This window comes from Legionella tunisiensis (genome assembly GCF_000308315.1).
Taxonomy (GTDB): domain Bacteria; phylum Pseudomonadota; class Gammaproteobacteria; order Legionellales; family Legionellaceae; genus Tatlockia; species Tatlockia tunisiensis.
Genome location: NZ_CALJ01000057.1, coordinates 1 through 13,973, shown reverse-complemented (window position 1 = coordinate 13,973; position 13,973 = coordinate 1). Strand labels below are relative to the sequence as shown.

The following is a 13,973-nucleotide window of genomic DNA, read 5'->3' as shown; positions in this document are numbered from 1 at the left end:
AAAGAACAAATAAAGATTAGGTCGTAGTTTTCTTGGCTCTTGGTTTAGGTGCAGTCTTAACTGCTGTTGTTTCTTCTACTGCACATGCTTCATTTTTTTACAGCAGCAATGGGCGAATAAATTATAGAGCCAGGCTAGAATAACACCACCAATGAAAGCGTCAATAAAGCCGATAATGCCTCCAATAACGCTGCCTAAAAGCGAGGGTTGATAACCTACATACAAAGAACCCATTGCGGCTACAAAAGGCTGTCCATAACTAGAATAATAGGCAACTATACCCATCAGAAAAATAGATATTCCCCACAAAACACCTAAAGCCAATCCTAAAGCCATTGGGCTTAGTCTACAGTTAGTCATAACAATCTCCCTATTATGAGACCTTGGTGTAATTTCATTACAGTCCTGCTGTAACTTCCTATCATCATTGCAAAAATAGAGCAACGATTCAAGCAAAGTAATGGATCCAAATTTTCCTGGGATTTAGCGAAACGCTGGATCCCAAAAACTACGTAATTTACGACTATGTAATTGCTCTCCTCCTCGCTCTCGCATTAATTCCAATGCTCTAATGCCGATTTTTAAATGTTGATTAACACTTTTTTCGTAAAAATGGCGAGTTATACCAATTAATTTGATTTCGCCATGCAAAGGTTTATCTGATACACACAATAAAGTCCCATAAGGTACGCGATAACGAAAACCGTTGGTTGCTACTGTCGCACTCTCCATATCCAAAGCAATTGCTCGACTCTGATTCAAATGCAACAAAGGAATACGATGATCGCGCAACTCCCAATTACGGTCATTAACTGAGGCAACTGTGCCGGTACGCATGATACGCTTCAATTCATAACCATTGAGTTGCGTACAATCTGTGACTGCATCCTGCAAAGCCAATTGCACTTCAGCCAAGGAAGGAATCGGCACCCACAAAGGTAGTTCCTCATCCAAAACATGATCATCACGAACATAGGCATGAGCCAAAACATAATCGCCAATTCGTTGTACGGTAGACAGGCCAGCGCAATGACCTAGCATCAGCCAAACATGCGGACGCAGAACAGCGACATGATCAGTAATCGTTTTTGCATTGGAAGGACCGACACCGATATTAATCAGAGTAATACCAGAACCATCTGCCCGTAATAAATGATAAGCAGGCATTTGTGGCTGGCATATCGGCGCAACACCACTTTGCACTCGCTCAATAAGTGTATCAGGCAAATTAGTATTCCAAGTGATCACATTACCCGGTTCAACAAAAGCTGTGTACTGTTGTCGATAAGCACGCAGATCTGGATCAGGCGTTGCCTGCATTAACTCCCGCCCAATCCGGATAAATTCATCAACATAAAACGCATAATTAGTGAACAAGACATAAGACTGAAAAAATTCTGGTGACGTTGCCGTGTAGTGTTTCAACCGATGGAGAGAGTAATCAATGCGAAGAGCCGAAAAAAGGGCGAGAGGGTCCATGTCATCGGCTTTTTCATAAGTGCCATTAACTATACAATCATCTATTGTTCCCAGATCGGGTACATCGAATACATCAGGTAAATGTTCTATCTGCTCTGGTTCAGCCAAATCCTGTGCGACATCCAAGCCCTCAGGGAAAGCAAAATGTACCGGAATTGCTACCTCACTGAGCCCAACAGACAAAGGAACATCATGATGGGCAGCTAACGATCTAAATTGGTTAAGTAAGTACTCTTTATAGAGCAAAGGCCGTGTTAACGTAGTTTGATAACGGCCTGGCCCCGTGACAAAACCAAAGGAGTGACGAGCATCAACATTCGTACGAGCTGTTGTTTTAATCCGCACAAAAGGGTAATAAGCTCTTATTCTTCTAGTCAGGTCTTCACCTTTGACAAAACGCTTGAATGCTTCGCGGAGTAGAGCAGTCTGGTTTTCATAAATTTCGCACACTCGCTCGATAGCTTGATGTGGGTCGACATATTGCTTTGTTGAAAACATGAACTATTTTAACCTTAAAGCAAAATCGTTTGATAATTTTAGTGTAGCTTCCTTTGCACAAAATTGTACTAGACTTAGGATGTAATGTTCTGCAGAAGAAGCCATAGTTTAATAAAAAGCTCATTGGACTAAATTGGTAGGTACTATCAGGAAATGATTAAAATAAAAAGGATGCTATCAATTATAGCACTCAGCTATTTAATGCAAATTACTGTTGCCTATGCAACAATTAAAATCGGCCATCCCGTATACAGACCCCCGTTTGTTATCAGTCAGGAAGAAGGGTTCGATATTGATTTGATGAAACTTCTCTGCCAAAGAATGAATAAAAACTGTCAATTTTATCCCATGGAGCTCGACAATATATATCTCGCATTGAATAAAAAAATTTGATCTGGCTATAGGTGGAATTACTATTTCTGAAGCCAGGAAAGCCACTTACATTTTCAGTTTACCTTATATGGAAAGCGATGGACAATTTGCAGCTTTAAAGCGTAGCGGATTAAGATCCATTAACGATTTAAAAGGGAAAAGATAGGCGCAGTCAGAGGCTCTGATTATGAAGATTTTTTAGTCAATCATTATGGTTTAGAATTTCAAATCGCTTTGTATGAGGGACCGCTTTCATTAATTGCCGCCCTGAATCAAAGTGATACTGATGCTATATTCTTAGATAGCCTCTCAATGAAATATTGGCGACAAACCAGCGATGGCATCTTGATTAATGTAGGTAAACCCATGCGTGTTGGAGAAGGTTTTGCCATCATGGCTTTGCCGCAAAATGCAGATTTAATTGAGTCAATCAATCAGCAATTATTAAAAATAGAAAAAGATGGTAGTTATATTAGGCTTTATAATAACTATCTCACGGATTAAAATAATAAACCCTTTCCTCTTTTATCGCCCTTTTTCTGAATACAATCAATCAGCACTCAAGATGTTAGGCGAAATTGACACACCTGATTGCATTTAATATTTTTTAAGTTTGTTAATCTAAAATAAAACTATCACCGTACTTTTGAGTTAATGTAAGTGACTGTAGAAACATTAAGCGAAACACTGGATGAATTTAATGCTTATATTAAGGGTGGAGCAACGTTTAAAGACTTAAAAGCACGTATGAAATTTTACGATACCAAATTTATAAAGCTGAATACAGATTTTCATACTATAACCATTTCAGATTCAGAAGAAGACAGCTCCCCCGGGTACAAGGAAATCATAACAAAACTAAAAGCAATACTAAAAAACCTGAATATACCGCAAAGTCATTGGGACAGGTATTTAAAATCAAGTTTAACCGTTTACGATTTCTTCGCTGAATTAAAAAAGAAAAACACCTCCAAGCCAGCACTATTCTTGATTTAATTGATGAAAAAACTGCCTATGGAAAAATGGAACTTGCCGTAGGTGGCGCCCTGATACTTTCAATATTGGCTAATTTATACATGAGTCCCATCATGGCAGGGACAATAAGCGTCATAAAAGGATTCTTGGCTTCCGCTACTGGTATACCCATTCTTGGTGTAGTTTATACCGGTGCTGCCGCACTTTACGCGATGTATCAAAATCATTTTGATAAGAAACGCTCTCTCTTTAACCGTATCCGGGATAATGCCTTTCTGTTTACTAATACAGCAATCAACATTGCTGCCTACGCAATTTGGATAGCTTCTGCAACGGTTATGTCGCCGGTTGTGGCCAGTTTATTCGTAGCCGCCTCCGCTGTCGATATGTTTAAAGAGATGTTCGCTGCAGCACAAAATTATCTAGAGTACAAAAACAGCCCTCCTATTGTAGGGAATGATTTACAAGCTGAACAAGAACTTTTACGCCGTGAATCAAGTTATATCAAACACAGGAACGCTGCCATTGTTAATCTTGTAGCCGCTGTTATCTTGGTAGGCATCATGGCCGCCTGGTGTTTTGTGCCTGGCGGGATTTTTGTAACCCTTGCCGCCGTAGCAGCCATTGTGACTATCTATGCCGTTAAGACTGTTATTCTTAAATACAACGAGTCCAGCATGCGCGATAGCTTGCAAACTGGTTTAAAAACGTGGAAGTAGCACATGAGAAAAAACCCAAATTGAAGCGAGTAACGCTCCTGCAATAGATCCTCATCATGATATGAGTACTGGCTTGGCCAAGGGTTTAACTCTCACTGTAGATCCAACATCGGCTGTTGTTACAGCTCCGATAGTTGATAGCCATGAGGCTGATCCTTCCAAATTACACGTTAGTGGAGGGGCATCTTTTTTCAGCCATGAGCATGAGCACCATGAAACTACCCCCACGCCTATAGCCATTGTAAAACCTGTTGCAAAAGAGGGTGGTTATCCTTCCCCCTCTGTTCCTTAATAATAAATAAAACCCACCCGCTCATGGATGATTTTACCAGGTTTTTTGTTTCATCCTTTTATGCAAGCAATGGGCTTTAAAAAAGCCACTCGTCTGGCTAATCCAGCAAATTCGGTTGCCTCAACAACCTTATCAACATCCTTATAAGCACCAGGTGCTTCTTCAGCAATTCCACGCATCGAATGACTACGGATATAAATGCTTTGCCGTGCCAATTCATTAATTAACGCTTTTCCCTGCCATTGCTTCAGTGCCTGTGTACGGCTCATCTGCCGCCCAGCACCGTGGCAGGCTGACGCATAAGCACGATTTAAATCGTCCGCATTACCAGCTAAAATGTAAGAACCTGTTCCCATACTGCCCCCGATACAAACTGGCTGCCCCACCTGAGTATAGCGTTTTGGTAAAGAGGGATGTTGAGGTCCAAATGCCCTAGTTGCCCCTTTACGATGAATATAAATTTCTTTTTTCTTCCTTTCACCAAATGGGTTTCTCGTTTACAGGTGTTATGTGACACATCAAACAAGGTTTCAAGGCGAACATCATCCGCCAAGATACTAGTGAACGCATCGCGCGTTAAATGAGTTATTATTTGGCGATTTGCCAACGCACAATTTATACCGCAGGCCATAGCACCAAGATATCGCTGGCCTTCTGCAGATAGAATAGGCGCACAAGCCAATTCACGATCGGGTAACTTGATTCCTAATTCTTTGGCCGCTTTGGCAAGGGAAATCAGATAATCCGAGCCGATTTGGTGTCCCAAGCCCCTTGAGCCGCAATGGATGGCAACAATAATTTGATTCTCCGCAAGACCAAAGGCTTTGGCTGCAAGTTCATCATAAATTTTTTAACGACCTGAATCTCCAGATAGTGATTACCAGATCCAAGCGTTCCCATTTCCTTCAATTGCCGTTTCTTAGCAAATTCAGAAACATTTTCAGGATGAGCACCCGTCATGATTCCTTTTTCTTCAATGTACTCCAAATCCTCATGGAAACCATAACCCTGATCCACCGCCCATTTTGCTCCTCCGCGCATCACCTCATGAAGCGCTGGAATAGACAAGGAAATCTTTCCCTGAGAACCAACTCCGGAAGGAACGGAAACAAATAACTGCTCAGCCAAATCTTCTACATAAGGAAGGATATCATTGATAAAAAGGTTGCTACGTAAACAGCGAATGCCGCAAGAAATATCGAAGCCAACACCACCTGCCGAAATAATACCCCCCTCATCGGCATCAAAAGCGGCGACACCACCAATTGGAAAACCATACCCCCAATGTGCATCAGGCATGGTCATCGCAGCCCCAACCAAACCAGGCAGACTCGCCACATTAGTAATTTGTTGTCGGACTTTTTCATCCATTGCGGCAATCAGTTCTTTAGAGCCAAACAGCATGACTGATTTGGGTTTTTCCAGTGGAGCCCAGCAGTACTCGTCGATTTGTTTTAATCCCTTTATATCCATCATTCCATCCTTCGCTCATCAGACTTAAACATCAACAACACATTTAGCCTGCCACAAATCATCTTCTTGTTTTACTGATAGCATGGTCAAGGTGGCCCCCTTTACTTCAATACCACGCTCAATCCCTGCATGCCAAATTTCCCCTCGCGCTTTGCCTTGCCACAAAAAGCCAGTTCGCTTAAGCTCAAATTCTGTCAATATTAAATTATTAGTCTGCGCTTGGGCGATGAGCAAATTAAGCCAGATCACAAAAGCCAGTTCAATGTCCTCTTCTTCAAATTCAACAGTGACTTCATGGATGGGATGTACAGAGGATAAATTAGCCATTAAAGCGAACATGGCCCTTGCCGCATCGACAAAACTAGCTTCCATCGACCTTCCATAACCTATAATGCCAACATCAGCATCATGCTCAAAGTAATTGTCCTTCCTTGCCATTATTATCCTTTTAAAAAGGGCGATTGTTATTAAAGGATGGCGCTACCGTATCTGCTTATTATCCTCGGTAAACTATAGTCGCGCCGTTGTGGGACGCGCTGCATAATAGGTAATAAGGCCAGAGTATGCTCTGTGGTTTTGATCACCGACCGCCATTCCTTACTCACTGTTGTTAATTTTGCCGTTCTTTGGGCTGTAAAAAACTCAGTATATAGATACATAAACCCTCATCGAGAGGTAGATTATCACCACCAAAAAACGTTAATTTCATATAACAATCTCCCAGGTTTCATGTGCATCACCTTGATTGACTAGGTGCATTGACCATAGCCATCGGCTTGTTACGTAAAATTAACTTCAGAAGCAAACCATACAGCGGCACAAAAGAAATTAAACTGATCAGCAATTTAAAAATCAAATCGACAGTAGCAATTTCAAGCCAATGAGTCCTTAAAAAGGCATTGTTACTCTGATAAAAAGCAATAAAGAAGAAACAATAAGTATCAAACAGATTACCAAAGATGGTCGATACTGCTGGCGCAACCCACCATTTGACCTGCTGGCGCAAGCGCTGGAAAATCGTGATATCCAGCAGCTGGCCTATCACATAGGCGCAAAAACTCGCGAAAGCGATACGCAAAATCAACATATTGTAGGCCAATAAAACCCCATGAGCATACCAATTGGAAATCAAATAAGAACACAGAAGTCCCGGTATCATGGCCGCAAAAATTGTCTTTCTCGCTCTCTCTGGCCCTAATAACCGTGTTGTTAAATCAGTAAGAATAAAAATCAGAGGGTAACTAAACGCCCCCCAAGTAGTCCGAAATCCCCATAGGACAAAAGGGTATTGAACCAAGGTATTGCTTAAACAAATAATAACAATGTGAGTTAATACCAAGCAGTTATTCTTGCCAAGATAACTTGTCATAATAGCCTGTTTAAAAATAGGCCATTATGCCATTGCTGAGCTAAAAAATTCAAGTGACTACTCACACAATGACTCTATATTGTTCCTGACTAATAATTTTTACACTATTTAACCATTTTGTTACAATCTACCTGCCAAAACTGACCTCAACAGGTTGCAAGTTGGGTAATAGATAAAGGATTAACTATTTGATTAAATTAAGGAAAATATATGCCAGGTTTTTTCGAAACATGCAAAAATGCAATCGCCATGCGGGCTCCCTACACCTCGACAGCAGGGCATCGCAATGCACAACGTAGCAATGCGGTTACGCAAATTGTTGGCCAGGGGCTTGAGTCATTCAGTCCGGCAGCCATAATCCCTAGTAAATTTGCCCAGTCGCTCATCTCTTTCTATGCCTTGTTTCGCCATGACACGCATGTCAGCGAAAAACTAGTCCATACTATTCAACTCCTGTTAGCCGGTGCACACACTGGTTTAGCTATCGCCTTGCTATTTCAAGAAGGTGACTGCAACGATTTGACGAGTAATATTTGTAAAGCAGTGTCTCTCTGCGAGCTTTTATATCAAGGCACCTTGATCGTTGGCTGGGCTCCCAGTGAATTATCCAAGGATCCTCCTCCTGACCCTGCACCAGCGCCTGTCTAGAGGATACCTGGATGCCAAGCATCCAGGTCCTTTTGTTGATACATCATTGAAAATAGAGTTGTTGACTCGTTCTTCTAATGCCACACCAGTCTTATCTATGTGTAATCTCAATCTTAAATAACATAAAAAATCAATGATGTGATTAGCGTTGTTGATTGACAGGACTAATTAAGATCAATAGTATAAAACCGCTCCTCATTGTCTTTGTTTGTACCAGCCTTAATGACTTTCGTCTGCTAATCTTTAAACAACCATTTAAGGAAATAATCTGTTATGCCTTCCATTCTTCGTATTCTTGATTTTGATAAGACTATCAGTATTCAACATACTGCTCATGATCCCGCGAAATACCAGCCAGGCTCCAATACCAAAAGCGGTTTAAATAAAACAGTTGTCCATAATGATCAAGCAATCTGTGCTATTGCTACCTTCCATAAAGATCCTGATTATGTCCTCGCTTATCTGCTTCCTGTGCTTGGTTTAACCAAAACTGACGTCATTCGTCGCGATGCCCAAGCCTTTGCACACCATCAACTAACCAAAGTGTACTTAAAAAACTGTAAATATCCCCTAATCATTTCAACACTTCCAATCGATAACTATAAAGCACACCTTCATGCTCTTGCATGGAATGGCAAGAATACCCAGATTAGCGACATTATCAGTCAACTTCCTCCCTGCAATGAATATCATTTTTATGATGACACTGAAACCCACTATTCCACCGCATCTCTACTAGACACGCTGCACTGTCATTGGGTAGAAGAAGATAGCGTTGAATTCAAAATCTCTAAAACAAACCAACCCACTGCGCTGGGAGAGTTGAAAAACATGCTTAAGGTTTACCTCGAATACTACGAGACAAAAGAAGCCGAAGAAAAGCTATCGCAACCCTTACAAGCTCTATCTTTATTCTCTTCTTCATCTGATAAGAACAATAATAATCAGCAAGAAAAAGAAGATATCGTTGCAACCTCAACGAGTCATTTACAAGTCAGTGCAGCGATGGCCTTATTGAAATTTTTGGATTTTGGTCCAGCTCTCGGCGACGCCGAACTGATACAGCTGCGTGAAGGAAAATTTGCCATTACTCTTCGTGATTGGGAGCAAAAAACGGGCACTCACTGACGGATTTTATTAATAAGCTGGTAAAGCAACGAGCTGACATGGATGGATATGCGTCTGATGATGATCAGTATGAAACCTTGTCCTTCTGATTTTTCTTATTCGCTGCGTAAAGAAACCATAGGTTCAAGTTTTGCTGCTCGCCTTGCCGGGTAAAAACCAAAAAAGATGCCCGTGGCAACCGATACGGCAAAACCTGCCAACGGTGGCATAAAGAAAAAGTAAAGTGCCATTGACTGAAATAGGCAACTCCACGTGTAAAAATCAAACCCAAAATAACACCCAGCACACCACCTAAGAAGGACAACATAACTGATTCGATTAAAAAAGTGCTTGAATTTCACTGTTTTTTGCGCCTACCGCTTTGCGGATACCGATTTCCTTTTTGCGCTCACTCACAGAGACTAACATCACATTCATAACACCAATTCCACCGACCAATAACGAAATACCACCAATGACAGCCAGTAATAAGGTAAAAATCCGACCTTGATTTTCCATACTCGCAATAATTTGCTTAGCACTGCGAGGAAAGATATTTAATTTAGGTGCCTGGGCAGTAAGAATCTGTTTAATTTGCGCGATTACATCATCAATAGGGCTATCTGGTTGCAATAGCACAACCGCATTATTTATTTTACTGTCCTTAGAGACTAAAGGCATACCAGAAATGGGGATAATAGCCGACTGATTGATATCTTCGTTAAAAAACCGTTCTCTTTCCAGGGTTTGGCTACACCGATGATGGTATATAGTGTTTGTCCTATGCGTAATTGTTTACCAATCGGTTCATCAAGACTAACGTCTTGTAATTGACGGGCTAAACCATCGCCTATCACACAAAAATGCTCAAACGATTCAACAAAAGAGACAAAATGGCCACGAGCAAGCCTAATATGAATAATAGCGGCTAATGATTCATCGGCACCTATCACTGCCCCCTGCAAAATTTTCCCTTGAAAACTTAAAGGCTGGTACGCTGTACTGTAAGGAGCAATCTGCAAGATTGCAGGAATTCGCTCTGGTAATTGCCGCCAAAGCGCTATCGGTATCTGACTCTCATTGCTATGTGTTTTGTCCTGCGTTTTCTGATAGACAGAAATAGCCAATAAATCAGTTCCCAATGCTTTAAATTGCTCCAGGGCTTTTTCTGTTGCCAATTGACCGCAACTTATCAAAGCGACTACCGCCGCAGTGCCTACCAAAATACCTAAGACCGCAAGAAATGATCTTAATTTTGATGAAGATAAATTAACCAAGGCTTGCTGAAAATGGCTGAATAAAGTCATTGCGCAGACTCCGCAATAATTTTGCCATCAGCCAAGGTGATGCGCCTTACACACTGGGCGGCTATTTGCTCATCATGCGTTACCATGATGATGGTTCGTCCTTCACGATGCAGAGCCAAGAACAAATTCATTACCTCAGAGCCAGTGTGTGAATCAAGCGCACCCGTAGGCTCATCGGCTAAAATGACTCGGGGTTCACCAACCAATGCACGTGCAATAGCAACTCGTTGCTGTTGTCCACCCGATAACTGAGTCGGCCGATGTTCAGCAAAGCGCTCCATTCCCACCCGAGTCAACGCATTCATAACACGCTCTTTCAGTTCGTCAGCTGCCATCTGACGATAAATTAAAGGTAAAGCGACATTTTGTCTTGCATTAAAACGAGGTAACAAATTAAATTGCTGGAACACAAAACCGATACTTCGATTACGCAAAGCAGCTAAATCATTTACCGTTAAACCCGCCACGTCTCGCCCATGAAGTAAATAATCACCGCCGTCAGCCTTATCCAACAAACCAATAATATTCATTAGCGTGGATTTTCCAGAACCGGAAGCACCCACAATAGCAACCAGCTCTCCCTCTTGCACGGTAAGGGAAATATCTTTTAATACCTGCGAACAGGCATCACCAATTTGGTAGGTCTTTGTTATATCGCGCAACGCGATTAATGACTTCTCAGTCATAAGCCACCACATCCCCTATTTTTAAACCAGAAGCAATCACGACTTTATCCGCCTGAGCCGAGCCAGTAGATACAATCCGGTTGGATAAAGAACCATCACTGGCGAGTATCTTAACGACTGAATTTCCTTTTTCTTGTTTTACCGCCACAATAGGAACCAATAATTGCTCATTACCAGTAATGGGTAATTCAACGGAGGCACTCATGCCAACCTTAACCCAACGACGCTGTTCTTCACTGAGGTTCTTAACCTCCACTACGGCACTGAAAGAGGGCAAAGCACCACCATTATTTGACGCTTGCACATTCACCGCCACTAATTCACCTTTTAAAACTTGTTTGCCTAGAGCAACCCCTGTGATATTCGCTGCCATACCGGTATGAATTTTATCAATATCAATTTCAGGCACATCAATTTCGATACTTACCCCGGTTAAATCGCCAACCAAGGCTAACACCTGGCCGGATTTAACGGCTGCACCGACCATTAATCGGGCTGATTTATCCTCACTGGCTTTTGGCGGATAAAGCAGAACACCATCAGTAGGTGCCTTTAAATGAATTAAATTATGTTTTGTGCTTAAGGCTTGTCTTACTTTATCAAAGTCAGCGATATTGAGGGCAGAGAGATTTTTTGCCGCACTTTCACCATCATCCATTTTCTCTAACATTTCACTCAATTTACGCGTTGCCTGCATCAGACTTACCCTTGCGGTATCTAAACTGGATTTTTCACTTAAATAGTTGTTTTTTAGATAGCAGGCCTGCATCCCAAAGCTCCTGAGTACCGATAAATTTTGCCTTGGCGACGGTGAAATTATCCTTAGCCTTTAAATACTCGGTAAGCGTGTCATTGTATTGTCTTTGTAAATCGGTGGAATTCAGAGTAACAACAATGTCGCCTTTTTTTACTAATTGGCCATAGTGATAGTGCATCGTTTCCACAATGGCGTCCATCGGACTGGTCAGAGTACTTTCCTGTAAAGGTTGAATGGTGCCACTAAAATACAAGGTTTTTTGCACCGGCTCTGTTTTGACAACATAAGTCTGTAAATTATTTTTTTCTGCTCTTTATGACTGTTGCAGGCCATTAATAAGCTGGCCATCATAACAAGAAAGAGTACATATAAATTGTTTTTCATTCGCCATACCTGAGTTTAATTTGCCAATGATCAAGCGTCGTTCCTAATATACGCTGCAGGGCCGACAATTGGTTAAGATACGCAATTTTGGCCCCGATTAAGCCAATCTGTGCCTGAATCAGTTGATTTTGAGTATTGTTGACATCAAGCGCACTGGCAATACCAGCCTGTTGCTTTTTCTTTTCTAACGCATAAGATTGGGCTGCCAATTTAACCTGCTTTTCAGCCAATTGATATCGTTTTGCCAAACTTTGAATTGCATTAACAGTATTAGTAATCATTGTTTCTAACCCACGCTTGGTAGCAATAAGGGTTAAACGATCTTTTTCCAATTTTACCTTGGCCGTAATCAGTTGACTGCGGCGGTTAATATCATTAAGAGGAATCGTCAGAGTAACTCGTGCCGACTCGGTTAGATTACGGCCACTATAAATACCACGAAAGCCGCTATTGTTCGCATCGACCTCAGTGACCGCACCACTTTGTACATTGGCACCTACATCAAGCTGCCAAAGCTGTTGGTTTTTCGCCACCTCATATGCTCTCTCGTCGGCACGTAGTACCATTTTCTGAGCTAAATATTGCGTATTATGATTAAGTGCCAAGTTAATGGATTCTTTGAGATCCGGCACAACGATTCGATCCACCGTCACATCACTTGGCACCGACAACCGCATCTGTGGATCAAGTCCTATGGTTTGCAACAAATCTTGAGCCGCTGTTTTAAAATCATTCTCTGCTTGTTCTACCATCAAACTTAATGATTCAATTTGGTAGGCTTGCTGAATATTACCGGTAGGCTCCAGTTGCCCAGCTTCTATTTTTTTCTCATTTAACTCATAAGACTTACGGGCTTCCTTCAATTGTAATCGCTGGGTTTGTAAATTATTACCGCTTAAAATTAATGTTCGATAAGCAATAATGACCTGAGTGATCTGATCAATAACCGCTTGTTGCAAATTCAATTTATTGAGCCATTCATTATCAATGGCGTCCAACAAATTGGCCTCATTGGCTGCCTTACCAAAACCACGTAATAAAGGTTGGGTAAAGGAAAAGTTAAGCACTGGCGTAAAACTGTTGTAATTGGAAACATTGTTATCCATATTCAATGACAACTGTGAACCCAGCTTGGTTTTCAGATTGACTTCTGGTGTGGCCAAAGAACTGTTGTTTGTTTTACTACCCACACCGCTATAACGACTCCGTTCTACCACCGCAGAGCCAGCTAGCGCATACTGCAATTCAAATTCATTATGAGCCAGACGTAATTGATAACGCTGAATAATACGATCCAATTCCGCATTTTGAATATTAGGGTTATAGCGCAAGGCAAGCAAAATGGCTTCGCGCAAACTCAGACGCTGTGGTTTTTTATGCCGTGATTCGGGTGAAGCCGGTAAATCGACCCAATTATCCAGCATGTACTCAGGATTTTTAATGGCTTGCTGTAAGCGCTCGCCGGCTCGCTCCACTCGCAAGGCTTCATCGCGGGGTTTATCCACCCAACGATAAAGAGAGGAATCATCACTCGCTTTAGCAGGAATTGAGGCAGCCGAGAACTCACCAACCCAGAGACTGCCTATGAGGCAACTCCAGATTAGCAGTCTCCTGCAATTTAGTGAAAACAACACCGAGGCCCAACCCTACAAAAATTCATGGCTAAAATTAAACCACATATTTGCCTAATACAGAAGAGGCCTGCTGAGTTAATCGTTACCGAACACCCTCTATTTTGTAGAATTTGCTCGCATAGCCTATTTTAAGATCAAACACTATGCACGAGTGATCGCTATAAGAGAACTGCATTTGCAGCACACTATAATCATACCATTAGTTCCCACAGTAAACTGCAGATTAGTTGGCGTAGCGCTCAGCGTGGTGAAAAACTGCCTACAGCGTTATCA

14 protein-coding genes and 3 pseudogenes are annotated in these 13,973 nt (G+C 41.7%); 7 read left to right on the top strand and 10 right to left on the bottom strand.

Annotated features, from left to right (window positions below; genetic code table 11):
* Window positions 1–75 precede the first annotated feature (75 nt).
* Window positions 76–360, bottom strand: a complete 285-nt coding sequence (locus tag BN58_RS04135) for a bacteriophage holin (protein WP_026069243.1) — start codon at window positions 358–360, stop codon at window positions 76–78.
* Window positions 361–483: 123 nt separating this feature from the next.
* Window positions 484–1,977 carry an AMP nucleosidase gene (locus BN58_RS04130; protein ID WP_019215765.1) on the bottom strand — a complete coding sequence of 498 codons (1,494 nt, stop codon included), beginning with the start codon at window positions 1,975–1,977 and terminating at the stop codon, window positions 484–486.
* A gap of 153 nt (window positions 1,978–2,130) precedes the next feature.
* On the opposite strand from BN58_RS04130, the pseudogene BN58_RS37485 reads away from it, so the two are divergent.
* From BN58_RS37485 to BN58_RS04105, 5 genes and pseudogenes are all read left to right on the top strand, one after another.
* Window positions 2,131–2,515: pseudogene (locus BN58_RS37485) on the top strand (transporter substrate-binding domain-containing protein).
* A gap of 68 nt (window positions 2,516–2,583) precedes the next feature.
* The gene (locus BN58_RS37480) at window positions 2,584–2,853 is read left to right on the top strand and encodes a type 2 periplasmic-binding domain-containing protein (RefSeq protein ID WP_019215763.1); all 270 of its coding nucleotides are present in this window, start codon (window positions 2,584–2,586) and stop codon (window positions 2,851–2,853) included.
* 156 nt (window positions 2,854–3,009) lie between these two features.
* Complete coding sequence (locus tag BN58_RS04115) at window positions 3,010–3,345, top strand: hypothetical protein (RefSeq protein WP_019215762.1); 336 nt, start codon at window positions 3,010–3,012, stop codon at window positions 3,343–3,345.
* A 26-nt stretch (window positions 3,346–3,371) separates the two neighbouring features.
* Complete coding sequence (locus BN58_RS04110) at window positions 3,372–4,043, top strand: hypothetical protein (RefSeq protein WP_019215761.1); 672 nt, start codon at window positions 3,372–3,374, stop codon at window positions 4,041–4,043.
* Between the two features lie 61 nt (window positions 4,044–4,104).
* Window positions 4,105–4,335 (top strand): hypothetical protein, encoded by a 231-nt coding sequence (locus tag BN58_RS04105; RefSeq protein ID WP_019215760.1) that lies wholly within the window; start codon window positions 4,105–4,107, stop codon window positions 4,333–4,335.
* Between the two features lie 50 nt (window positions 4,336–4,385).
* On the opposite strand, the pseudogene BN58_RS21935 reads toward BN58_RS04105, so the two are convergent.
* The 3 genes and pseudogenes from BN58_RS21935 to BN58_RS04085 form a co-directional block, all read right to left on the bottom strand.
* Window positions 4,386–5,808, bottom strand: a pseudogene (locus BN58_RS21935) (RtcB family protein).
* 24 nt (window positions 5,809–5,832) lie between these two features.
* The gene (locus BN58_RS04095; protein WP_019215759.1) at window positions 5,833–6,246 is read right to left on the bottom strand and encodes an archease; all 414 of its coding nucleotides are present in this window, start codon (window positions 6,244–6,246) and stop codon (window positions 5,833–5,835) included.
* 298 nt (window positions 6,247–6,544) lie between these two features.
* A complete protein-coding gene (locus BN58_RS04085; protein ID WP_019215757.1) occupies window positions 6,545–7,177 on the bottom strand; it encodes a 7-cyano-7-deazaguanine/7-aminomethyl-7-deazaguanine transporter in 633 nt (210 codons plus the stop codon).
* A gap of 210 nt (window positions 7,178–7,387) precedes the next feature.
* Here BN58_RS04085 and BN58_RS04080 point away from each other — a divergent pair, with 210 nt between their 5' ends.
* Together BN58_RS04080 and BN58_RS04075 are read left to right on the top strand one after the other, a co-directional pair.
* On the top strand, window positions 7,388–7,825 hold the full coding sequence (locus BN58_RS04080; RefSeq protein ID WP_019215756.1) for a hypothetical protein: 438 nt from the start codon (window positions 7,388–7,390) through the stop codon (window positions 7,823–7,825).
* Between the two features lie 273 nt (window positions 7,826–8,098).
* Window positions 8,099–8,953 carry a hypothetical protein gene (locus BN58_RS04075; protein ID WP_019215755.1) on the top strand — a complete coding sequence of 285 codons (855 nt, stop codon included), beginning with the start codon at window positions 8,099–8,101 and terminating at the stop codon, window positions 8,951–8,953.
* A gap of 95 nt (window positions 8,954–9,048) precedes the next feature.
* Here BN58_RS04075 and BN58_RS36780 read toward each other — a convergent pair.
* From BN58_RS36780 to BN58_RS04055, 5 genes and pseudogenes are all read right to left on the bottom strand, one after another.
* Window positions 9,049–10,239: pseudogene (locus BN58_RS36780) on the bottom strand (ABC transporter permease).
* Window positions 10,236–10,925, bottom strand: a complete 690-nt coding sequence (locus tag BN58_RS04065) for an ABC transporter ATP-binding protein (protein ID WP_019215754.1) — start codon at window positions 10,923–10,925, stop codon at window positions 10,236–10,238. Before BN58_RS04065 ends, BN58_RS36780 begins: the two are co-directional and overlap by 4 nt.
* A complete protein-coding gene (locus tag BN58_RS21925) occupies window positions 10,918–11,694 on the bottom strand; it encodes an efflux RND transporter periplasmic adaptor subunit (protein WP_232220323.1) in 777 nt (258 codons plus the stop codon). Before BN58_RS21925 ends, BN58_RS04065 begins: the two co-directional genes overlap by 8 nt.
* Complete coding sequence (locus BN58_RS32720; RefSeq protein WP_232220322.1) at window positions 11,657–11,947, bottom strand: efflux RND transporter periplasmic adaptor subunit; 291 nt, start codon at window positions 11,945–11,947, stop codon at window positions 11,657–11,659. The genes BN58_RS21925 and BN58_RS32720 overlap by 38 nt, the downstream gene beginning before the upstream one ends.
* Before the next feature lie 115 nt (window positions 11,948–12,062).
* Window positions 12,063–13,571, bottom strand: coding sequence for a TolC family protein (locus tag BN58_RS04055; RefSeq protein ID WP_232220330.1), 1,509 nt, complete (start codon window positions 13,569–13,571; stop codon window positions 12,063–12,065).
* Between the last annotated feature and the right edge of the window lie 402 nt (window positions 13,572–13,973).